The following is a 19748-nucleotide window of genomic DNA, read 5'->3' as shown; positions in this document are numbered from 1 at the left end:
TGGTCAGCCTGCGCTGCCCAGCGCCAGGCCTGCATGCTCGCGCAGCGGGTGGAAGTGGATTTTGGGAAAGCGCTCTTGCGCCAGCCGTACGTCGTAGGGGCTGGTGCACAAATACGCCAAGGTGCCCGCCGCATCCAGCGACATGCGTTGCGGGTAGGCGTTGGTGAACTCGCGCAGCTCGGCCGGGGTGTCGGCGGTGATCCAGCGGGCGCCGGTGTACTGGCAGCCTTCCAATCGCACGTCGCAGTCGTACTCGGCTTTGAGGCGGTGTTGCACCACTTCAAACTGCAGCTGGCCCACCGCGCCCAGTAGCATGGGGCCGCCGATTTCGGGTTTGAAGACCTGGATCGCGCCTTCTTCGCCGAGTTGATCGAGGCCGGTTTGCAGTTGCTTGGTGCGCAGCGGGTTCTTCAGGATCACGGTCATGAAGAGTTCGGGCGCGAAGAAAGGCAGGCCAGTGAATTGCAGGTTGGCTCCGTCGGTGATGGTGTCGCCCAGCTGCACGCCGCCGTGGGTGGTGAAGCCGATGATGTCGCCCGCGTAGGCTTCATCGACCGCTTCACGCCGTTGCGAGAGGAAGGTCACCACGCTGGTGGGACGTAACTCTTTGCCGGTGCGCTGCACCTTGAGTTTCATGCCGGGTGTGTATTTGCCCGAGGCCATGCGCACAAACGCAATGCGATCGCGGTGGTTGGCATCCATGTTGGCCTGCACCTTGAACACCACGCCCGAGAACGCGCTGTCTTCGGGTTGGATTTCTTTGACCACGGGCTGCTTGTTGACGATCAGGTTGCTGGTGCGGGGCTTGGGCGCGGGGGCCAGGTCGACCAAGGCGTCCAGCACTTCCATCACACCGAAGTTGTTCACGCCGGAGCCAAAGAACACAGGCGTTTGCTTGCCTGCCAAGAATGCGGCTTGGTCGAAGGCGGGTGATGCGCCGGTGGCTAATTCCATGCTGTCCATGGCGGCTTGCCACTCTAGGCCAAAGCGCTCGGCCAGCTGGGCCTGTTCGGTCAGCGGGATGGTCTCAAAGTCTTGCGGCAGGCGTTCGCTGCCGGAGTCGAACACTGTCATGGCCTGCGTACGCAGGTTGACGATGCCGCCAAAGCTCTTGCCCTGGCCCACAGGCCAAGTCATGGGCACGCAGGGCATGCCCAGTTCGCGCTCGACCTCGTCGAGGATGTCGAGCGGGTCGCGCACTTCGCGGTCCATCTTGTTGACGAAGGTGATGATGGGCGTGTCGCGCTGACGGCAGACCTCGATCAGGCGGCGGGTCTGCGCTTCCACACCGTTGGCGGCGTCAATGACCATGAGCGCCGAGTCCACAGCGGTGAGCACGCGGTAGGTGTCTTCAGAGAAGTCTTTGTGGCCGGGCGTGTCGAGCAGGTTGATGACGTGGTCGCGGTACAGCATCTGCATCACGGATGAAGCCACCGAGATGCCGCGCTGCTTTTCGATTTCCATCCAGTCAGACGTCGCATGACGCGAGGCCTTGCGGGCCTTGACCGAACCGGCGATCTGGATCGCGCCCGAAAACAGCAGCAGTTTCTCGGTCAGCGTGGTTTTACCCGCATCCGGGTGGGAAATGATGGCAAAGGTCCGGCGGCGCCGGGTCTCGTTGGCGTAGGTCACAAGGGGTCCTGAAGGTCGTGCGGCCGGCTCATTGCCGCCGTGGTGGCCAGGCCCGGGCGGGCTGGCGAAAGGGTGGATTTTACCGGGCCAGGTGCGCCCTGGGCTTGGCGCTGGTCGGTCCTGCTGGATGTGTGCTCAGCGTCTGGCCACGGGGCATTGGGTGTCATCGTCCCAAGGCAGGGGTTGCATCTCCTCGGGCGAGCAGTCTGGCGTGCCGGCTTCGCAGCGGGGGCGCAGTTCTTTGAATTCCAGTCGCAGCTCCACCCGGCGGCTTTTCTCGGGTTGGTTCAGGATGGCCGAGTTGAAGGAGGAGCCGCCGACAAAAAACAGCTCACGGACCGCTTGGCGGTCTTCTGGGCTGGGGGCATCGGGTGCTTTGTTGTCCAGCAGCACGCACAGCACGCGTTGAGAGCGTTCCAGACTCAGGTTGAGGTTGTACAAGTACGAGCCCTCGGGGCTGGCGTAGCCTTCCAACACAAACCGTTTGAGCCAGTTCTGACATTCGGGTGTGCGGGCGATTTGCAGCATGCGGGGGACAAAGCTGCGCAGGTAGCCTGCACGCTGGGCGTCGAGTTCGTTGCTGTCTTTGGGGAATTCTGCCAGCGCACCGAGTTCCAATGTTTGGCCGCGCAGTTTCACGCCGGGGGAGGGGTTTTGTTGGGTGATGTGACGAATACCGTCCAGGCAAGTTGAAATCGCGGTGTCGCGCTGGGCCCGGCCTTCGTCCATCTTGCGTAAGCCTTGGGTGACGCTGAGCAGGGCGACCGCCATGGCGACCAAAAACAGCACCATCAACGCGGTCATGAGGTCAGAGAACGAGATCCAGAAAGGTTTTTCGGCCTCGTCGCGGTGCCTTTTGAAAGGCCTTCTTCTGGAGCCGAGCATCAGAGGGTCAGCGCTGCAGTGAACCGGCGGCAGAAGCCTGCAGCTGATTCAAGATTTTGTAGGACAGCGCGGCTTGCATTTCGGTCGCCAGCGTCAAGCGTTCCAGCGATTGGCTGCCACCTTGGGGGGTGAACAAGGTGTCGAGCGCTTGCTGCAACTCTTCGACTTGGCGGTAGCGGCCAGTCAGGACCGACTTTTCGATCCAAGTGAACACCATGGCCAAGGTGATGGCCAGGGCCGACACCAAAAAGGCGTGGCCCACGGTCTGCACCAATTGGCTCAGCTCGGCCTGAACCCGATCGGGGTTGGACACGTCAAAACCGATCAACCCGGCGATCAAGCCCGTGAAGGTGCCAATGATGCCCACGCCGGTCAGGATGCCCGGAATGTGTTTGTAGAAGTTCGACTGCAAAGGCGTGTCGACCAAAGCTTGCTCGGTGAAGTACAAGTCGGCGTGGCTGCTGGCTTGCCATTTGCCGGCCGTGGTGGCTGCCGACGATTCGAGTTGCTGCAATGATTCAAGGGCTTGGCTGTATTCACGCCAGACTTGGGCCAGTTGGGGGTCGTTTTGGGCCAGGTGTTCGATGTTGGACAAGTCCAGGCGACCGCCGCCAGAGGCCTTTCCCATGTGTTCGAAAAAGACCCGGGACAATTGGCTGAGCCGCTGTCGCGCCGCGCTCAGCGGCCCCGCATCGGCGGCTTGCCATTGAGGTTGGAGCGTGCTGGCATATTGTTGCCAAGCATGCTGCAGCGGCGGGGATGTCATCACGTCGTTTTTCAGCAGGGCCAAATCGATGGACTGCGAGGGGCTTTGCGCGATGAGGCGGATGAGCTGTGCCTGGACGCGGTGCAAGCTGGTTTTGAGCTTCAGTGCGGGGCCAATGAAGCGACGTGCGTAATCCAGCGCAATGAGGCCGATCACGGCAGCCACCGACCACAAATGCCAGTGGTCGGAAATCAGTGGCATCAGAGGAGGCACGGGCATATTGGGTTCAAAAGCATGAAGTCAGTCTAGCAAATGCCCGTGCATCAACCCTGCCCAGAAGGCTGTCTTGCGGTCAAAGATGGGCTGCGTTAAAAAGACTGCGATAGAATTCAGCATTCCGAGGAGCGTTGCAACGTCCCCTGGCTTTTTGACAAGTCGGCAGCGGGGCGTGAGGCTCGGAACACTTCAACAGCAACGACGCTCATCCACACGACGTGCGGTGAGCCTGTAATTTCCATTCAGTGCAATCCATGCGTGTGGTTCATTCACATTGCTTGGAGCTTTTCTCATGAATGCACGTATGCCTACCGCCGTCAACGCTGATTGCGTGATCGCCGACATTGGCCTGGCCGACTGGGGCCGCAAAGAAATCAAAATCGCCGAGACCGAAATGCCTGGTCTGATGGCCATCCGCGAGGAATTCGCCAAGGCGCAACCTCTGAAAGGCGCCCGCATCACCGGCTCCTTGCACATGACCATTCAGACGGCTGTGCTGATCGAGACCCTGCAAGCCTTGGGTGCCAGCGTGCGCTGGGCTTCTTGCAACATCTTCTCGACCCAAGACCACGCCGCAGCAGCCATCGCCGCCAAGGGCACACCGGTCTTCGCCATCAAGGGCGAGACCTTGGCCGATTACTGGGATTACACCCACCGCATTTTTGACTTTGGCCCCGCAGGCACCGAAGGCGAAGGCCCCAACATGATCCTGGACGACGGCGGCGACGCCACGTTGTTGATGCACTTGGGCAAGCGCGCCGAAAAAGACGCCAGCCTGATCGCCAACCCCACCAGCGAAGAAGAGACTTGCCTGTTCAACGCCATCAAGGCCAAGTTGGCCGTGGACCCCACCTGGTACAGCCGCAAGGGTGCACAGATCATCGGCGTGACCGAAGAGACCACCACCGGTGTGCTGCGCCTGAACGAGATGGCCGCCAAGGGCAGCTTGATGTTCCGCGCCATCAACGTGAACGACTCGGTGACCAAGAGCAAGTTTGACAATCTGTACGGCTGCCGCGAATCCTTGGTGGACTCCATCAAGCGCGCCACCGACGTGATGATCGCCGGCAAAGTGGCCGTGGTCGCTGGTTATGGCGACGTCGGCAAGGGCTCGGCCCAAGCCCTGCGCGCCCTGAGCGCCCAAGTCTGGGTGACCGAGATCGACCCGATCAACGCCCTGCAAGCCGCGATGGAAGGCTTCAAGGTCGTGACCATGGAATACGCCGCTGACAAGTGCGACATCTTCGTGTCCGCCACCGGCAACAAGAACGTGATCCGCTATGAGCACATGGCCGCCATGAAAGACGAAGCCATCGTTTGCAACATCGGCCACTTCGACAACGAGATCGACGTCGCTTCCTTGGAAAAGCTGCAGTGGGACGAGATCAAGCCCCAAGTCGACCACGTCATCTTCCCCGATGGCAAGAAGATCACCCTGCTGGCCAAAGGCCGCTTGGTGAACCTGGGTTGTGCCACCGGCCACCCCAGCTTCGTGATGTCGTCCTCGTTTGCCAACCAGACCATCGCCCAGATCGAGTTGTTCACCAAACAAGATCAGTACGAGTCCGGCAAGGTCTATGTGCTGCCCAAGCACCTGGACGAGAAAGTGGCACGCCTGCACCTGAAAAAAGTCGGCGCCATGCTGACCGAACTCAGCGACGAGCAAGCCGCTTACATCGGCGTGTCCAAGAATGGCCCCTACAAAGCCGACACATACCGCTACTGAAAACCACGCATGCGCATTGACCAACTTCTCGTCGAGCGCGGCCTGGCCGCTTCTCGCTCCCAGGCTCAGCGACTGATTGCCGGGGGCGTGCAGTGGCAGCAGCCCGACGGGACTTGGCGTGCCATCGTCAAAAACCGCGATGAGGTGCCCGAGAGCGCTGCCTTGCAGCTGCTCGACGATGCCGAGTCGCGCTACGTCTCACGCGGTGGTTTGAAGCTCGAAGGGGCCTTGAAGGCCACGGGCGTGCAGGTGGACGGTTTGCGCTGCCTCGATGTGGGCCAAAGCACGGGCGGTTTCACCGATTGTTTGCTGCAGCACGGCGCAGCCGAGGTCGTGGGCATCGACGTGGGCCATGCCCAGGTGCATCCGCGCATCCAGGGTGACGAGCGTGTGGTTTGCATCGAAGGCGTGAACGCTCGTGAGCTGGAGCCCGGTGACGAACGCATTCCCGATGCCATCGAAGGTTTTGACCTGATGGTGGGCGATGTGTCCTTCATCTCGCTCACCTTGGTCTTACCAGGCGTGGTGCATTTGCTCAAACCCACGGGGCAGTTGCTCATGCTGGTCAAACCCCAGTTCGAGCTGCAACCGGGCCAGGTGGGCAAGGGCGGCATCGTCAAAGACGACACGCATTTCCCATTCATCGAAAACCGCCTGCGCACGGCATTGACCGAATTGGGCATGAAGGTCACCGATTGGTTGAGCAGCCCGATCGAAGGCGGCGACGGCAACCGTGAATTTTTTGTGCAGGCCTGTTGGCCTGACCCAGCGGCCGTGTTGCCCGCGCGTGAAAAAGCGCGTGCAGCCCACGAGGCCGATCTGGCCGCCAAGGCTTATGCCAAGGCCAACGACGATTGAATCTTTGAAGGTGTTGTGATGTCTGGTTTGAAACTGCCCATCAGTTTGGAATTTTTCCCACCCAAAACGCCTGAAGGGGCCGAAAAACTGCGTGGCGTGCGCGAGAAGCTGTACGCCTTGAAGCCTGAGTTTTGCTCCGTGACCTACGGCGCTGGTGGCTCTACCCAAGAGGGCACCTTCGCCACCGTAGGCGCGATTTTGGGCGAAGGCGTGGCCGCGGCCTCGCACTTTTCGTGCATTGGGGCCACCAAGGCCTCGGTGCGCGCCGAGTTGGCCACGCTCAAGGCCATGGGTGTCAAACGTTTGGTCGCTTTGCGCGGCGACTTGCCCAGCGGCTATGGCGCAGGTGGCGAGTTCCATTACGCCAGCGACCTGGTGAGCTTCATCCGCGCCGAGACCGGTAACGATTTCCACATCGAAGTGGCGGCTTACCCAGAAATTCATCCTCAGGCCAAGTCGCCCGAAGCCGACTTGCAGGCCTTTGCCACCAAAGTGAAGGCGGGCGCCAATTCGGCCATCACGCAATATTTCTACAACAGCGATGCCTACTTCCGCTTTGTGGACGACGCCTACAAACTGGGGGTGGATGTGCCCATCGTGCCGGGCATCATGCCCATCACCAGTTCCGCACAGTTGCTGCGTTTTTCGGATGCGTGTGGCGCCGAAATTCCGCGCTGGATCAGGCTGCGTCTGCAAGGGTTTGGCGACGACATCGAGTCCATCAAGGCATTCGGTCTGGATGTTGTGTCTGACCTGTGCGAGCAACTCATCAACGGTGGTGTACCTGCCATCCATTTCTACACGATGAACCAGAGTGCTGCCACAACGGAGATCTGGCGTCGGTTGTGAAACGCACCGAACGGTGAAGGCGCTTGGATGGATTTGATCCATCACAAGTGCGGGTGCCGTTGCAGGCCGCAGTGCGCGGGCATTTGACGAAACGCAAACGCGTGCAGGTGGTTGAGACTTTCAATAGGACTGAGCAAAAAGCTCTTCGTTCATAAGGAAAGTCAACATGAAAAAACAAACCATCGTTGCAGCCTTGCTGGCTGCGGGCTCCGTCACTGCCGCCATGGCGCAAGCCTCGGGTGAAGGCCCCTGGATGGTGCGCGCTCGGGCTGTGCACCTCGATATGGCCAACAAAGATGGCACGGGCTTGGGCTTGTCGGTCAACAACAAAACCATTCCGGAAGTGGATGTCAGCTATTTCTTCACCCCGAACATTGCGGCGGAGCTGGTCTTAACGAGCCCCCAAAAGCAAACTGTTTCACTGGGGGGCGCGTCGATTGGCACTTTCAAGCACTTGCCGCCGAGTTTCCTGCTGCAGTACCACTTCACCGGTCTGGGTGGCTATAAGCCTTATGTCGGTGCGGGCGTCAATTACACCCGCATCACCAGCGTCAACTTGCTCGGAGGGACCGCCGACCTGGAAGACGACAGCTGGGGTGGCGCGCTGCAGGTGGGCATGGACATTCCATTGGACAAAAACTGGTCACTGAACTTCGATGTCAAGAAGGTGTACATCCGCTCCAATGTGTTTGTCGATGGTGCCAACCAGGGTACCTTGAAGCTCGATCCGCTGTTGGTGGGCGTGGGTTTGGGTTATCGCTTCTGATGTGCGGGCACCCGCCATGAAAAACGCCCTGCACTGCAGGGCGTTTTTCATCGGGTGCTTTGCGCAGCGGGTCAGCGTTCGTCGAAACTGATCACCACACGTTCGCTGGTAGGGCGGGCCTGGCAGGACAAGATGAAGCCTTGTTCGACTTCGGGCTTTTCGAGGGTGAAGTTCTTCTCCATCTCGGTCGTGCCTTGCATGACCTTGCAGCGGCAGGTGCAGCACACGCCGGCTTTGCATGAATAGGGCAGGTCCAGACCCAGCGACAAGGCGATGTCGAGGATTTTCTCGTTGCGGTTCATTGGCATGTTGTAAGGCTTGCCGTCCAGCACCACGGTGAGCTGTACTTCGCCTTGCTCGCGTGTGGCGGGTTGACCCAGCACGGCTTGGGCGCGGGCTTCAGGCGTCAGCGCATCGAGCGTGGGCGAGCTGAAGCGTTCGGTGCGGATGCGCTCGGGTTTGACGCCAGCTGCCAAAAGCGCTTGCTCGGTTGCTTCGATCATGGCCTCGGGCCCGCACACGAACACCTCGTCCATGCTGCCCACGGGCAAGAAGGCGTCGATGATGGCTTGGACTTTGGCCGCGTCAATGCGGCCTTCGAGCAGGGGGACTTCCTGCGCCTGGCGCGAGAGGACGTGGATCAGCGTGAAGCGGTCCGGGTAGCGGTCCTTCAGGTCTTGCAAGGCTTCGTTGAACATCACGCTGTCCATGCGGCGGTTACCGTAGACCAAGGTGAATTTGCTCTCGGGTTGCTCTTCCAGGGTGCTGGCCAGGATGGACAGGATGGGCGTGATGCCCGAGCCTGCCGCAAAGCCCACACGGTGAATCGCTCGGGGGCGCTGCACCACAAAGCGGCCGTCGGGCGGCATCACGCGCAAGGTGTCGCCTGCTTTGAGTTGTGTCGCCGCCCAGTTGGAGAACACACCGCCTTCGACAGGGCGGATGCCCACTTCGAGCACGCCGTTCTTTTGCAGTTGGCTGCGGGCCGAGCTGATGGAGTAGCTGCGGCGCACGTCAGCGCCTGCGATGTCGGCACGCAAGGTCAGGAACTGGCCCGGCTGGAAGTCGAAGCTGCTGCGCAGATCGGCAGGCACGTTCAGCGTGATCGCCACGGCACCAGCCGCTTCGGGGCAGATGCGTGCGATCGGGAGGTCATGAAATCGGGGTGCGGACATGGCTTGAGGCTCTGGGACTGAGTGGCGCGGGGCGGCTCAGTAAGGTTTGAAGTAATCGAAAGGCTCCATGCACGCCAGGCACCGGTAAAGTGCCTTGCAAGCGGTCGAGCCGAAATGGGAGGTTTCGGTGGTGTTGGCCGAGCCGCATTGCGGGCAGTTCACCACCTCGGCTTTGGCGCCACGCGCTGCAAACTGCACCACGTTGGCCGCACCCGAACCTGTGCTGCTGCAAGCATGTGGCGGGGCGATGCCATAAGCGCGCAGTTTGTCTTTGGCGGCTTCGCTCATCCAGTCGGTGGTCCAGGCCGGGGCCAGTTGTGTGACCACGCGGCCTTGCAGGCCGTGGGCTTGAAGCAGCGCTTTCACATCGTCCTCAATCACGCCCATGGCTGGACAGCCGCTGTAGGTGGGCGTGATGACCACCTCCAACCCCGCCTCACCCGCACGCACATCCCGCAGGATGCCCAGCTCACGCAAGGTGACCACCGGAATTTCCGGGTCGGTCAGTTGTTCGAGCAGGACCCAGGCACGGGCCACATCGGCGGTGTCGGGCTGCGAGGTGAAGGAGGACATGGCTTGGGTTTACCAGGTGGCTTGCGGATGGGCGCGGGCCAGACTTTGCATTTCGGCCAGTACGAAGCCCAGGTGCTCGGAGTGGATGCCTTGCTTGCCTGTGGGCACAAAGCCGCCATCGGCTGGGCGCTGCAGGGTGGCCTCTTGCAGGGTCTCATCCACGATCTGGTTCCAGTCGTTTTGCAAAGCCGCCATGTCGCTGCCTGTGCCGTTGGCCAGCGCGGCAGTTTCATGCGGGCTGCTAGCCCAGAATTCCTGGGTGTAGGGCAGCAATTGGTCCAGCGCCGCTTGCGCTTTGGCGTGGGATTCGGCCGTACCGTCACCCATACGCACCAACCAATCACGCGAGTGGCGCAGGTGGTAGCGCACTTCCTTGAGCGATTTGGCGGCAATCGCGGCCAGCTGCGCGTCTTTTGAGTTTTGCAACTGGTCCCACACCAGCACCATCAGGCTGCTGTACAAAAAGTTGCGCACGATGGTGGTGGCGAAGTCCCGATCACCCGCTGAGGTAGCGGCCATCAGCGGCATGTGCGGCAATTCGCACAGGGTGTAGTTTTTGAAGTCGGGCACGTCGCGGAAATACGCCAACGTGTCTTCGGTGGCACCGCCGCCCTGCAGCTCGGACGCGTGCTGGTAAAGCATGCGGGCCTGGCCGATCAGGTCCAGGCTGTTGTTGGACAGGGCGATGTCTTCTTCAAGAATGGGGCCGTGTCCGCACCATTCGGCGTTGCGCTGTCCGAGGATCAGCGCGTTGTCGGCCAGGTGCAGCAGGTAATCGATGGGGGCATTCATGGTCGCGCTCACATGTGGCCCACTTCTTCGGGGATTTCGTAAAAGGTCGGGTGGCGGTAAACCTTGTCGCTGGCGGGATCGAAGAATTCGGGTTTGTCGTTGGGCTCACTGGCCGAGATGCTGGCCGAGGGCACGACCCAGATGCTCACACCTTCCTGGCGGCGGGTGTACACGTCACGCGCCATTTGCAAGGCGTGCTCGGAATCCGAAGCGTGCAGGCTGCCGCAGTGCTTGTGTTCCAGGCCTTGCTTGGAGCGGACAAAAACTTCCCACAAGGGCCATTCTTTGAGGGCGGGGGTGCTCATGCTGCTTCCTTCAGTTGACGCGCTTGTTGTTTTTTGGCGTGGGCAAGCGCAGCTTCGCGCACCCAAGCCCCGTTGTTCCAGGCCTTGACGCGGGCGCCCAGGCGTTCCTTGTTGCAAGGACCGTTGCCGTTGACGGTGGCCCAGAACTCGTCCCAATCGATCTGGCCGTAGTCGTAGTGACCACGCGCTTCGTTCCACTTCAAATCTGGGTCAGGCAAAGTGACGCCCAACACTTTGGCTTGTGGCACGGTCGCGTCCACAAATTTTTGACGCAGATCGTCGTTGCTGATGCGCTTGATGCCCCAGCGCATGCCTTGCGCGCTGTTGGGGCTGTCGGCGTCGGGCGGCCCGAACATGGCCAGGCACTTCCACCACCAGCGGTTCACAGCGTCCTGCACCATGGCTTTTTGCTCGGCTGTGCCTTGCATCATCACCAGCAGGGCTTCGTAGCCTTGGCGCTGGTGGAAGGATTCTTCCTTGCACACGCGCACCATGGCGCGGGCGTAGGGGCCGTAAGAGCAGCGGCAAAGGGGCACCTGGTTCATGATGGCCGCGCCATCGACCAGCCAGCCGACCACGCCCACATCGGCCCAGTTGAGGGTGGGGTAGTTGAAGATGGAGCTGTATTTGGCTTTGCCGCTGTGCAGGGCGTCCAGCATTTGGTCGCGGCTGGTGCCCAAAGTCTCGGCAGCGCTGTACAGGTACAGACCGTGGCCGCCTTCGTCTTGCACCTTGGCGATCAGGATAGCCTTGCGCTTGAGACTCGGGGCGCGGCTGATCCAGTTGCCCTCGGGCAGCATGCCGACGATTTCGCTGTGTGCGTGCTGGCTGATCTGGCGCACCAAGGTTTTGCGGTAGGCCTCGGGCATCCATTCGCGGGGCTCGATGCGGCCATCGGCATCGATGCGGGCGTCAAAGGCCGCTTGCAGGGCGGCGTCTTGAGCGCTCAGGGCTTTGGGAACGGCTTTCAGACCGACCGACTTGGCGTCCTCGGTTCCGTCCGGGACGCTGAAAGATTGCGTGTACATGGGCTTCTCCTGCGCCAAACAGGATGGGATGATCGCGGCGCGGGTGCCAGTATAACCATTAACCGACCGTGCGGTCGGTTAATTTCAATGCCCCGTGATCAGGTATTTCCCTGATGCAGTGGTTTCGTCTAGAAATACCAGTTCGAGAGCCCTTGGGCTGGGGCTCCACGCGTTCAAGACGACTCCACCGCCCAGTTTTTGCCGGACCCTCGCGCCAAGGCGGGACCGACCACATCCAGCGCCTGCCGGATCTGGTCTTTCAGGGTGAAGGGCGGGTTGATGACGAACATGCCGCTGGCCACCAGGCCCCCTTCGTCGCCGGGACCCCGGCCAATGGCCAGCGTGGCGTTGAGCCAGGGCTTTTGCGACTGGTTCGCCAAGGTGCGCAGGCGTTTGGGCAGGTCATGCGCTTCCGGGCGCGGGATGATCGGGTACCAGACCAAATAAGTGCCCGTCGAGAAGCGTTTGAGGTATTCCTGGATGACGCTGGCGACCTTGCTGTAATCCGATTTGATTTCGTAGCTGGGGTCGATCAGCACCATCGCCCGCTTGGAGCCGGTGGCCGATGGCGGTGGGGGTAGCAGCTTTTTGAGGGCTTCAAAACCGTCTTCGCGGCTCACGGTGACCGTGCGCCCGGCTTCGAGCTGGGCGATGTTGGACATCAGAGCTTTGCTGTCGGTGGGGTGCAACTCGAACAGGCGCAGGCGGTCGCGCGATGCGTGGCGCATCAGGCGCTGCATCAAAAAGGGCGAGCCCGGGTAAATTTTGGCTTGTCCGTTGGGGTTGAAGCTGGCAATCTGTTCCAGGTAGTCCTGCACGGGCTCGGGCAGGGCGTCGAGCTTTTCTGCCGCGGCCAGCAGCTTGAACAGGCCGTCTTCGGCTTCGGCCCCTTTTTGCGAATAATCGCCGTCCAGACGGTACAAACCGGCCCCGGCGTGGGTGTCAATCAGGGTGATGCCGGCCTCTTTTTGCATGAGGTGGCGCAGGGTGGCGAGCAGCGTGATGTGTTTGAGCACATCGGCATGGTTGCCCGCGTGGAAAGCGTGTCGGTAACTGAACATGCGTCGATGGTAACCAATAACTTCTGCAAGTCCTTGATTTTTCGTATAATAGTAGGCTTCGCAGCGATTTTGTGGCCCCGCGGCGAAGACGCCCAAACCTGAAAAGGTTCGAGCAAGCTCCCACCTAAGAGGTTCCCAACAGAGGAACACCGACCGTGGAAAAGGGCTCAACAAACCTTTCTTCAAAGAGAAAACTCATGACAACAACTTTCAGCGCCAAACCCGCTGAGGTCGTGCACGAGTGGTTTGTGATTGACGCGACCGACAAGGTCCTCGGACGAGTAGCCAGCGAAGTTGCTCTCCGTTTGCGCGGCAAACACAAGGCCATTTACACGCCTCACGTCGACACCGGTGACTTCATCGTCATCATCAATGCTGCCAAGCTCAAAGTGACTGGCACCAAGACACTGGACAAAGTGTATTACCGTCATTCGGGCTATCCCGGCGGTATCACTGCCACCAACTTCCGCGACATGCAAGCCAAGCACCCTGGCCGCGCACTCGAGAAGGCTGTCAAGGGCATGCTGCCCAAGGGCCCACTCGGCTACGCCATGATCAAGAAACTCAAGGTGTATGGTGGCGCAGAGCATCCACACACCGCCCAACAGCCTAAAGTGCTGGACATCTAAGGAGCCTTGAGATGATTGGTGAATGGAACAATGGCACAGGCCGTCGCAAATCCAGCGTCGCCCGCGTGTTTCTGAAAAAAGGCACTGGCAAGATCACGGTCAACGGCAAGGACATCCAAGCCTACTTCGGCCGCGAGACTTCGATCATGATCGCCAAGCAACCCCTCATGTTGACCAACCATGCCGAAACTTTCGACATCATGATCAACGTGCACGGCGGTGGCGAATCCGGTCAAGCCGGCGCATCGCGCCACGGCATCACCCGCGCCCTGATTGACTACGACGCATCGCTCAAGCCTGTGCTGAGCCAAGCTGGCTTTGTCACCCGCGACGCCCGTGAAGTCGAACGTAAAAAGGTCGGCTTGCACTCCGCTCGTCGCCGCAAGCAGTTCTCCAAGCGTTAATCTGCTTTTCTGCTTCATCAAAAAGCCGCTCCGGTTCGCCGCAGCGGCTTTTTTTTGTGGCGATTGGGCCGTGAAAAGCCCATGAGGCCAGTAGCGTTACTGCAGAGGATGGGCGGTAATTCCCGACCAGCGCGCTATACTATTCGGCATTGAACCGGAGAAACACCATGAGTGCTGTTGCTGAAAATATCCAAACCGAAATGCCCGAACCGATTGTCTTCACCGACAGCGCGGCCGCCAAGGTGGCCGACCTGATCGCCGAAGAGGGCAACCCTGACTTGAAACTGCGCGTATTTGTGCAAGGCGGCGGCTGCTCGGGCTTTCAGTACGGTTTCACCTTCGATGAAATCACAAACGAAGACGACACGACCATGAGCAAAAATGGCGTGTCCTTGTTGATCGACGCCATGAGCTACCAGTACCTGATCGGTGCCGAGATCGATTACAAAGAAGATCTGCAGGGTGCTCAGTTCGTGATCAAGAACCCGAACGCCACATCGACTTGCGGTTGCGGTTCTTCTTTCTCGACCTGATTGGCGAGGGGGCCAGCTGAGCTGGCCGCATCAACGGGGGTAAATGGCCCCCAAGACACGGGCGCCTTGGGCGCCCGTGACGCTTGGCAAGCTCGATGTCTCGCGCCGCACGGTTTTGAACGCCAGCCAGGCAAAAGCGGCGGCTTCCACTTGCAAGGGCGGTAAACCCCATTGATCGCTGCTGATCACCTGCAAAGCATGCAAATGGTGGGCCAGGCGGTCCATCAAATGGCGGTTCAAGGCGCCACCGCCACAGACAATCAAGGTCTGCGCATCTGCCGCGTGACGCAAAACATCCTTGGCGCAAGCCCATGCCGTGAACTCGGTCAGTGTGGCCTGCACGTCTTGTGCAGGTTGCGACGCTTTGGGCAAGCGTGCATGCAACCAGGTGGGGTTGAACAGGTCGCGTCCTGTGCTTTTGGGGGGCGTGCGGTGCAAAAAGTCTTCGGTCTTCAAGTCAGTCAGCAAGTCGGGCAAGACATGGCCTGTGGCCGCCCAGGCGCCATCGCGGTCAAATGCGGCCCCCGTGTGTGTGGCGCACCAATGGTCCATGAGCGCGTTACCCGGGCCGCAGTCCCAGCCCAGAACCTCGCTCCCTGGCCGAAGCACGCTGAGGTTGGAAATGCCACCAATATTGAGCACCGCCACAGTCGCATCCATGCGTCCGAAAACGCCTTGGTGAAAAGCGGGCACCAACGGTGCACCTTGTCCGCCTGCTGCCAGATCACGGCTGCGAAAATCGGCCACCACGTCGATGCGGGTCAGCTCGGCCAGCAAGGATGGGTTGATGAGTTGCAAGGTGTAGCCCACAGCCCCATGGCCGGCTGCAACGTCGCCATCGAACTCGAGGGGCCTGTGACGCACGGTTTGCCCGTGCGCACCGATGGCTGTGATGTCCTGAGCTTGCAAGCCGCTTTGCTGCAACAAGGCGTGCACCACCTCGGCATAGCGACGGGCAATCTGGTTGCCTGCCAAGGCGCCGCGGTGCAATTCATCTGGGCCGCTCTGGTTCAGGGCGAGGAGCTCGGCTTTGAAGGGCGCCTCGAAAGCCACAAAGGCATGCGACTGAACCTCCACACGACCTTGTGCGTTGATGCGGGCCAGCACGCCATCGACACCATCCAAGGAGGTGCCTGACATCAGGCCTATGAAATGCTCAATCGTTTGCATGGATGAAAAATGTGCGCGCTATGGTCTTCAGTGGCCATCTGGCAGTCAAGACGTCTGTGGGAGTGGCATGAAAAAAGGGCCTTGCGGCCCTTGAGATCACTGCGCGGTGACTTCCCGCATTTGCGCGGCAGCCAACAGCTGTGCTCTGGCCTGCTCGGCCACCACTTTGAAGCGCGCCATCGCGGCAGGAGTGAGCGGCACGCTCTGGGCTTGCTGGATCACTTTTTGGGGGTCAACGTGGGTGCCATTCACGCGGAATTCGAAGTGCAGGTGAGGGCCTGTCGACCAGCCTGTGGAACCCACAGCACCAATGGTTTGGCCTTTTTGAACGGTCTGTCCCTTGCGCACCTGGATGCGACTGAGGTGGGCATACACAGTGGAGTGGTTGTTGCCGTGGCGGACAATGACCATATTGCCAAAGCCACCTTGAACGCCAGCGAATTCGACCACACCGTCACCCACGGTCTGAGCCGGGGTACCGGTCGGGGCCGCGTAATCCACGCCCAGGTGCGCTTTCATGGTTTGAAAGATCGGGTGCAGGCGCATGGCAAAACCGCTGGTCTTGCGCGAGAAAGCGACAGGCGATGCCAGATAGGTGCGGCTCAGGCTTTTGCCGTCCATGCTGTAGTAGTTGCCTTTTTGCCCTGGCTCCTGGTGCCACACGGCTTCGTAGGTTTTGTTGCCGTTGTTGAATTCGGCGGTCAAAACGCGACCGGTACGCACGGGCTCACCGTCGGCTTCCAGCACTTCGTAGACAACTGAGAAACGAGCGCCTTTACGCAAGGTGCGGTGAAAGTCAATCTGGTTGGAGAAAATCTGCGTCAGCTGGCTGATGACGGCATCCGGCAAACGGGCCTCGTCTGCCGCGTCATACAAGGAGCTGGCCACGGTGCCGCCTGTCATGCGCAGGCTGGTGTTCATGGGGGATGTTTCGAGTGCGGCCTGCAGACCATCGGCTGTGCGTTGGATCGCCAGACGCTGGAAAAAGGTGTCGGTCTCGTTGTTGAGCCAGCGCACATTGAGTTTGAGCAGACGCTGCTGGCTGTCGGCTTCGGCCACAACGGAGCGGCCCCCTTGTTTGAGGGCTTGTTTGGCCAAAGGGTTCTTGCGCAGGTAAGCGGCCGCCTCCGGGTCAACCAGGCCCAAGCGCCGCAGCAAACTCTCCGGAGTGTCGGAGGCGCGGGTGCTGTCCGTGCGCATCAGACTCATCTGGATCAGGTCGAGCGATTGGGCTTGTTCTTCCAGCTTGGCAATTTCAACAGGCACGGTGACCGTGACCACGGGCTGTTCGGCGATGTCCGGTCCCAGATTGGCGATGGCGAATGCACCGCCGCCACCAGCCAGCAGAACAGAGGCCAAAGTGGCGCTGATGGTTTTGGGATGACGGGCCAACCAGCGCGCAGTCGCCTGAAGCGTTTGGGTCAGTTGAGGGTGTTGGCCATCAAGCCAGGCCAGCGTGCGCTGGACAGCCATGAGCACCGCGCCCAGCACGGCGGTGCAAAGGAACAGGAAGCCAACAAACAAAGAAACCAGCCGCGACTGGATGAGAGCGAAGAATTGCATCAATTCGGGGTTATTTCGCGCCGCTTGTCGTTCAAGCGATGGGGCGGCGCGATTTGCACAGTCAGGCCGCCCCTAAAATGGGCGACTTGGAGTAATCGGGCCATTGTACTGGTCTATACCCATTTGACTTTAGAAAAAACCCTTATGAATCAAGCGCTTGTTACAAAATACCCGGTCACGGACAAGACCCGTAACGCTTTGGAAGTCACTCTGCGGGGCTGTGAGGAGCTGATTCCCAAGGAGGACTGGTTCCAAAAACTGGCGAAATCGGAGGCCACCGGCGTGCCGCTGCGCATCAAGCTGGGCTTGGACCCGACCGCGCCGGACATCCACATCGGCCACACCGTGGTGCTCAACAAGATGCGCCAGCTGCAGGACCTGGGCCACCAGGTGATCTTCCTGATCGGGGACTTCACCAGCCTGATCGGTGACCCCTCGGGCCGTAACAGCACCCGCCCGCCGCTCACCCCTGAGCAGATCAAACTCAACGCAGAGACTTATTACAAGCAGGCCAGTCTGGTGCTGGATCCCGCGAAAACAGAGATTCGCTACAACAGTGAGTGGTCGCTCCCATTGGGTTCGATGGGCATGATCCAGCTAGCGGCCAAGTACACCGTGGCCCGCATGATGGAGCGCAACGACTTCCATGACCGCTTCAAGGCCGGCACGCCGATCAGCGTGCATGAGTTCCTGTACCCGCTGATGCAGGGCTACGACTCGGTCGCGCTTAAGAGCGATCTGGAGCTGGGCGGCACCGACCAGAAGTTCAACCTGCTGATGGGCCGTCACCTGCAGGCCGAATACGGTCAGGAGCAGCAATGCATCCTGACCATGCCGCTGCTCGAAGGCCTGGACGGCGTGGACAAGATGTCCAAGTCCAAGAACAACTACATCGGCATTGCCGAAGAGCCCAACACCATGTTTGCCAAGGTGCTGAGCATTTCTGACACCCTGATGTGGCGCTGGTACACCCTGCTGTCGTTCAAATCGATGTCCGAGATCGAGGCTCTGAAGCAGGAAGTCGAGGGTGGCCGCAACCCCAAGGACGCCAAGGTCATGCTGGCCAAGGAAATCACGGCGCGTTTTCACAGCGCAGCGGCGGCCGATGCGGCCGAGCAGGACTTCATCAACCGAAGCAAGGGCGGTGTGCCGGACGACGTCCCTGAAGTGTCATTGTCGGGCGCGCCCATGGGAATTGGCGCCTTGCTCAAATCGGCGGGCCTGGCCCCTTCGACCACCGAGGCCGGACGCCTGATCGACGGCGGTGGGGTGCGCGTGGACTCCAGCGTGGTCAGCGACAAGGGCCTGAAGCTCGAAGCGGGCACCTACGTGGTGCAAGTGGGCAAGCGCAAGTTTGCCAAGGTGACGCTGGCTTGATCGGGGGCTGGCGCACGGACAGGTCATCCTCCGGGGGTATGCTGAGCGGATGAAAAAATTCGATGCCTGGATGACGCCCAGCCGCATGCTCTGGGCTTCGGTGGTAGTGGCGCTGGTCACCATTGCGCTCAAGACCGGGGCCTGGTGGCTGACCGGTTCGGTCGGTTTGTTGTCGGACGCCATGGAGTCGCTGGTCAACCTGGCCAGTGCGGTGTTTGGCTTGATGATGGTCACCATTGCCGCACGGCCCGCCGATGAGGACCATCCTTACGGCCACCATAAAGCCGAGTATTTTTCCTCCGGTTTTGAAGGCATCCTGATTCTGGTCGCGGCCCTGGGCATCATCTGGGTGGCCTTTGGGCGCTTGTTCGATCCTCAACCCATCGAGCAAGTTGGCTGGGGCCTGGCCTTGTCGGTGGGCAGCTCGGCCCTGAACGGTTTTCTGGCCTGGCTGATGTTTCGCGCCGCCCGGCAGCACCGCTCGCTGGCGCTGGAAGCCGATGCCCGGCACCTGGTGACCGACGTCTGGACATCGGCCGGGGTGGTGGTGGGCATTGCCCTGGTTAGCGCCACGGGGTGGCTGTGGCTGGATGCTGTGGTCGCCATCGGGGTGGCGCTCAACATTTTGAAAGAAGGCTGGAGCCTGGTCTGGCGGTCTTCGCAGGGGCTGATGGACGAGGCGCTGGAGCCCGAAGTGTTGGCCGATGTGCAGCGGGTGCTCGATGGTTTTGCCCACCAGCGCGGCGACACCGAGATCATCCGGTTTGACCACCTGAACACCCGCAAGGCCGGGCAACGCCGTTTTGTGGATGTGCACATGCACATGCCCGCCAGCTGGACCCTGGGTCGGGCCGCCGCCTTGCGCGCCAGTGTGGAGCAGGCGCTGATGAGCGAGGTGCCCGGTTTGCGCGCCACCATCCAGCTCTTGCCCAGCGATGTGGAAGCGCACTTTGACGATGCCCGGGATTTGAAATGATCGCGGTGCTGCAACGGGTGAGTGAGGCCAGTGTCCGGGTCGATGGGGCGGTGATCGGCGAGATCAGTGCAGGCTTGCTGGTGCTGCTGTGCGCCGAAAAAGGCGATACCGAAGCCGTGGCCGACAAGATGCTGTCGAAAATTTTGAAGCTGCGCATCTTCAGTGATGAGGCGGGCAAGATGAATCGGAGCGTACAGGACGTGGGCGGTGGTTTGCTGGTGGTCAGCCAGTTCACCCTTGCCGCCGATGTCGCAGGGGGCAACCGCCCGAGCTTCACACAGGCGGCTGCGCCCGAAGACGGTCGACGTTTGTATGAGCACTTTCTGGAGCAGGCCCGAGCTGCGCACCCGGTCGTGCAGACAGGCCAGTTTGCGGCCGACATGAAGGTGTCCTTGGTGAACGACGGCCCCATCACCATCCCGATGCGCATGAGTGCTTGAGTGCCGACAGGGATCGCCGCCGAT

General features: G+C 60.6%; 21 protein-coding genes and 1 riboswitch. Of the genes, 10 read left to right on the top strand and 11 right to left on the bottom strand.

Annotation, left to right across the window (positions count from 1 at the left end):
* Nucleotides 1-3: 3 nt before the first annotated feature.
* From ACHEXL_RS11535 to ACHEXL_RS11525, 3 genes are all read right to left on the bottom strand, one after another.
* Nucleotides 4-1632, bottom strand: a complete 1629-nt coding sequence (locus tag ACHEXL_RS11535; protein ID WP_416559585.1) for a peptide chain release factor 3 — start codon at nucleotides 1630-1632, stop codon at nucleotides 4-6.
* Between the two features lie 135 nt (nucleotides 1633-1767).
* A complete protein-coding gene (locus ACHEXL_RS11530) occupies nucleotides 1768-2517 on the bottom strand; it encodes a flagellar motor protein MotB (protein WP_416559584.1) in 750 nt (249 codons plus the stop codon).
* A 7-nt stretch (nucleotides 2518-2524) separates the two neighbouring features.
* A complete protein-coding gene (locus ACHEXL_RS11525) occupies nucleotides 2525-3502 on the bottom strand; it encodes a hypothetical protein (protein ID WP_416559583.1) in 978 nt (325 codons plus the stop codon).
* Nucleotides 3503-3616: 114 nt separating this feature from the next.
* Nucleotides 3617-3713: riboswitch (S-adenosyl-L-homocysteine riboswitch) on the top strand.
* A gap of 78 nt (nucleotides 3714-3791) precedes the next feature.
* On the opposite strand from ACHEXL_RS11525, the gene ahcY reads away from it, so the two are divergent.
* The 4 genes from ahcY to ACHEXL_RS11505 all read left to right on the top strand — a co-directional run bounded on the left by ahcY (nucleotide 3792) and on the right by ACHEXL_RS11505 (nucleotide 7698).
* Nucleotides 3792-5225 carry an adenosylhomocysteinase gene (ahcY, locus tag ACHEXL_RS11520; RefSeq protein ID WP_416559582.1) on the top strand — a complete coding sequence of 478 codons (1434 nt, stop codon included), beginning with the start codon at nucleotides 3792-3794 and terminating at the stop codon, nucleotides 5223-5225.
* 9 nt (nucleotides 5226-5234) lie between these two features.
* Nucleotides 5235-6083, top strand: coding sequence for a TlyA family RNA methyltransferase (locus ACHEXL_RS11515; RefSeq protein ID WP_416559581.1), 849 nt, complete (start codon nucleotides 5235-5237; stop codon nucleotides 6081-6083).
* 18 nt (nucleotides 6084-6101) lie between these two features.
* Nucleotides 6102-6932, top strand: a complete 831-nt coding sequence (gene metF, locus ACHEXL_RS11510) for a methylenetetrahydrofolate reductase [NAD(P)H] (protein WP_416559580.1) — start codon at nucleotides 6102-6104, stop codon at nucleotides 6930-6932.
* 166 nt (nucleotides 6933-7098) lie between these two features.
* Nucleotides 7099-7698, top strand: a complete 600-nt coding sequence (locus ACHEXL_RS11505) for an OmpW/AlkL family protein (RefSeq protein WP_416559579.1) — start codon at nucleotides 7099-7101, stop codon at nucleotides 7696-7698.
* A 71-nt stretch (nucleotides 7699-7769) separates the two neighbouring features.
* Here the strand turns inward: ACHEXL_RS11505 and ACHEXL_RS11500 are convergent, their stop codons facing one another.
* The 6 genes from ACHEXL_RS11500 to ACHEXL_RS11475 all read right to left on the bottom strand — a co-directional run bounded on the left by ACHEXL_RS11500 (nucleotide 7770) and on the right by ACHEXL_RS11475 (nucleotide 12632).
* Nucleotides 7770-8873, bottom strand: coding sequence for a 2Fe-2S iron-sulfur cluster-binding protein (locus ACHEXL_RS11500; protein ID WP_416559578.1), 1104 nt, complete (start codon nucleotides 8871-8873; stop codon nucleotides 7770-7772).
* Between the two features lie 36 nt (nucleotides 8874-8909).
* A complete protein-coding gene (gene paaD, locus ACHEXL_RS11495) occupies nucleotides 8910-9446 on the bottom strand; it encodes a 1,2-phenylacetyl-CoA epoxidase subunit PaaD (protein ID WP_416559577.1) in 537 nt (178 codons plus the stop codon).
* 9 nt (nucleotides 9447-9455) lie between these two features.
* Nucleotides 9456-10238: a 1,2-phenylacetyl-CoA epoxidase subunit PaaC gene (gene paaC / locus ACHEXL_RS11490; RefSeq protein WP_416559576.1), complete on the bottom strand. Its 783-nt coding sequence runs from the start codon at nucleotides 10236-10238 to the stop codon at nucleotides 9456-9458.
* Nucleotides 10239-10246: 8 nt separating this feature from the next.
* Complete coding sequence (gene paaB, locus ACHEXL_RS11485; RefSeq protein WP_090044798.1) at nucleotides 10247-10543, bottom strand: 1,2-phenylacetyl-CoA epoxidase subunit PaaB; 297 nt, start codon at nucleotides 10541-10543, stop codon at nucleotides 10247-10249.
* On the bottom strand, nucleotides 10540-11571 hold the full coding sequence (gene paaA / locus ACHEXL_RS11480; protein ID WP_416559575.1) for a 1,2-phenylacetyl-CoA epoxidase subunit PaaA: 1032 nt from the start codon (nucleotides 11569-11571) through the stop codon (nucleotides 10540-10542). Before paaA ends, paaB begins: the two co-directional genes overlap by 4 nt.
* A gap of 173 nt (nucleotides 11572-11744) precedes the next feature.
* The gene (locus tag ACHEXL_RS11475) at nucleotides 11745-12632 is read right to left on the bottom strand and encodes a 23S rRNA (adenine(2030)-N(6))-methyltransferase RlmJ (protein ID WP_108428531.1); all 888 of its coding nucleotides are present in this window, start codon (nucleotides 12630-12632) and stop codon (nucleotides 11745-11747) included.
* Between the two features lie 197 nt (nucleotides 12633-12829).
* Between ACHEXL_RS11475 and rplM the strand changes: the two genes are divergently transcribed.
* The 3 genes from rplM (at nucleotide 12830) to erpA (ending at nucleotide 14198) form a co-directional block, all read left to right on the top strand.
* Nucleotides 12830-13261, top strand: a complete 432-nt coding sequence (gene rplM, locus ACHEXL_RS11470; protein WP_108428532.1) for a 50S ribosomal protein L13 — start codon at nucleotides 12830-12832, stop codon at nucleotides 13259-13261.
* Between the two features lie 11 nt (nucleotides 13262-13272).
* The gene (gene rpsI, locus ACHEXL_RS11465) at nucleotides 13273-13665 is read left to right on the top strand and encodes a 30S ribosomal protein S9 (protein ID WP_019426472.1); all 393 of its coding nucleotides are present in this window, start codon (nucleotides 13273-13275) and stop codon (nucleotides 13663-13665) included.
* A 167-nt stretch (nucleotides 13666-13832) separates the two neighbouring features.
* The gene (gene erpA / locus ACHEXL_RS11460) at nucleotides 13833-14198 is read left to right on the top strand and encodes an iron-sulfur cluster insertion protein ErpA (protein ID WP_108362196.1); all 366 of its coding nucleotides are present in this window, start codon (nucleotides 13833-13835) and stop codon (nucleotides 14196-14198) included.
* Between the two features lie 30 nt (nucleotides 14199-14228).
* Here the strand turns inward: erpA and ACHEXL_RS11455 are convergent, their stop codons facing one another.
* Nucleotides 14229-15368 (bottom strand): anhydro-N-acetylmuramic acid kinase, encoded by a 1140-nt coding sequence (locus tag ACHEXL_RS11455; protein ID WP_416559574.1) that lies wholly within the window; start codon nucleotides 15366-15368, stop codon nucleotides 14229-14231.
* A gap of 96 nt (nucleotides 15369-15464) precedes the next feature.
* A complete protein-coding gene (locus ACHEXL_RS11450) occupies nucleotides 15465-16931 on the bottom strand; it encodes a peptidoglycan DD-metalloendopeptidase family protein (protein ID WP_416559573.1) in 1467 nt (488 codons plus the stop codon).
* Between the two features lie 144 nt (nucleotides 16932-17075).
* Between ACHEXL_RS11450 and tyrS the strand changes: the two genes are divergently transcribed.
* Genes tyrS through dtd form a run of 3 tightly spaced genes read left to right on the top strand, consistent with a single transcriptional unit; the run spans nucleotide 17076 to nucleotide 19724 of the window.
* Nucleotides 17076-18308 (top strand): tyrosine--tRNA ligase, encoded by a 1233-nt coding sequence (gene tyrS, locus ACHEXL_RS11445; RefSeq protein WP_416559572.1) that lies wholly within the window; start codon nucleotides 17076-17078, stop codon nucleotides 18306-18308.
* A gap of 49 nt (nucleotides 18309-18357) precedes the next feature.
* Nucleotides 18358-19284, top strand: a complete 927-nt coding sequence (locus ACHEXL_RS11440) for a cation diffusion facilitator family transporter (protein ID WP_416559571.1) — start codon at nucleotides 18358-18360, stop codon at nucleotides 19282-19284.
* Complete coding sequence (gene dtd, locus ACHEXL_RS11435; protein ID WP_416559570.1) at nucleotides 19281-19724, top strand: D-aminoacyl-tRNA deacylase; 444 nt, start codon at nucleotides 19281-19283, stop codon at nucleotides 19722-19724. Before ACHEXL_RS11440 ends, dtd begins: the two co-directional genes overlap by 4 nt.
* Nucleotides 19725-19748 lie beyond the last annotated feature (24 nt).

The organism is Limnohabitans sp. YIMB22184, from assembly GCF_048020265.1.
Taxonomy (GTDB): Bacteria; Pseudomonadota; Gammaproteobacteria; order Burkholderiales; family Burkholderiaceae_C; genus Limnohabitans_A.
The sequence above is the reverse complement of the archived record's forward strand: the minus strand, read 5'-3'. Positions and strand labels throughout refer to the sequence as shown.

Bases quoted from the DNA above. Each gene is read 5' to 3' on its own strand.
- ACHEXL_RS11530 (WP_416559584.1), bottom strand. From the start codon at position 2,517: ATGCTCGGCTCCAGAAGAAGGCCTTTCAAAAGGCACCGCGACGAGGCC.
- ACHEXL_RS11525 (WP_416559583.1), bottom strand. From the start codon at position 3,502: ATGCCCGTGCCTCCTCTGATGCCACTGATTTCCGACCACTGGCATTTG.
- ahcY (WP_416559582.1), top strand. From the start codon at position 3,792: ATGAATGCACGTATGCCTACCGCCGTCAACGCTGATTGCGTGATCGCC.
- ACHEXL_RS11515 (WP_416559581.1), top strand. From the start codon at position 5,235: ATGCGCATTGACCAACTTCTCGTCGAGCGCGGCCTGGCCGCTTCTCGC.
- metF (WP_416559580.1), top strand. From the start codon at position 6,102: ATGTCTGGTTTGAAACTGCCCATCAGTTTGGAATTTTTCCCACCCAAA.
- ACHEXL_RS11505 (WP_416559579.1), top strand. From the start codon at position 7,099: ATGAAAAAACAAACCATCGTTGCAGCCTTGCTGGCTGCGGGCTCCGTC.
- ACHEXL_RS11500 (WP_416559578.1), bottom strand. From the start codon at position 8,873: ATGTCCGCACCCCGATTTCATGACCTCCCGATCGCACGCATCTGCCCC.
- paaD (WP_416559577.1), bottom strand. From the start codon at position 9,446: ATGTCCTCCTTCACCTCGCAGCCCGACACCGCCGATGTGGCCCGTGCC.
- paaC (WP_416559576.1), bottom strand. From the start codon at position 10,238: ATGAATGCCCCCATCGATTACCTGCTGCACCTGGCCGACAACGCGCTG.
- paaB (WP_090044798.1), bottom strand. From the start codon at position 10,543: ATGAGCACCCCCGCCCTCAAAGAATGGCCCTTGTGGGAAGTTTTTGTC.
- paaA (WP_416559575.1), bottom strand. From the start codon at position 11,571: ATGTACACGCAATCTTTCAGCGTCCCGGACGGAACCGAGGACGCCAAG.
- ACHEXL_RS11475 (WP_108428531.1), bottom strand. From the start codon at position 12,632: ATGTTCAGTTACCGACACGCTTTCCACGCGGGCAACCATGCCGATGTG.
- rplM (WP_108428532.1), top strand. From the start codon at position 12,830: ATGACAACAACTTTCAGCGCCAAACCCGCTGAGGTCGTGCACGAGTGG.
- rpsI (WP_019426472.1), top strand. From the start codon at position 13,273: ATGATTGGTGAATGGAACAATGGCACAGGCCGTCGCAAATCCAGCGTC.
- erpA (WP_108362196.1), top strand. From the start codon at position 13,833: ATGAGTGCTGTTGCTGAAAATATCCAAACCGAAATGCCCGAACCGATT.
- ACHEXL_RS11455 (WP_416559574.1), bottom strand. From the start codon at position 15,368: ATGCAAACGATTGAGCATTTCATAGGCCTGATGTCAGGCACCTCCTTG.
- ACHEXL_RS11450 (WP_416559573.1), bottom strand. From the start codon at position 16,931: ATGCAATTCTTCGCTCTCATCCAGTCGCGGCTGGTTTCTTTGTTTGTT.
- tyrS (WP_416559572.1), top strand. From the start codon at position 17,076: ATGAATCAAGCGCTTGTTACAAAATACCCGGTCACGGACAAGACCCGT.
- ACHEXL_RS11440 (WP_416559571.1), top strand. From the start codon at position 18,358: ATGAAAAAATTCGATGCCTGGATGACGCCCAGCCGCATGCTCTGGGCT.
- dtd (WP_416559570.1), top strand. From the start codon at position 19,281: ATGATCGCGGTGCTGCAACGGGTGAGTGAGGCCAGTGTCCGGGTCGAT.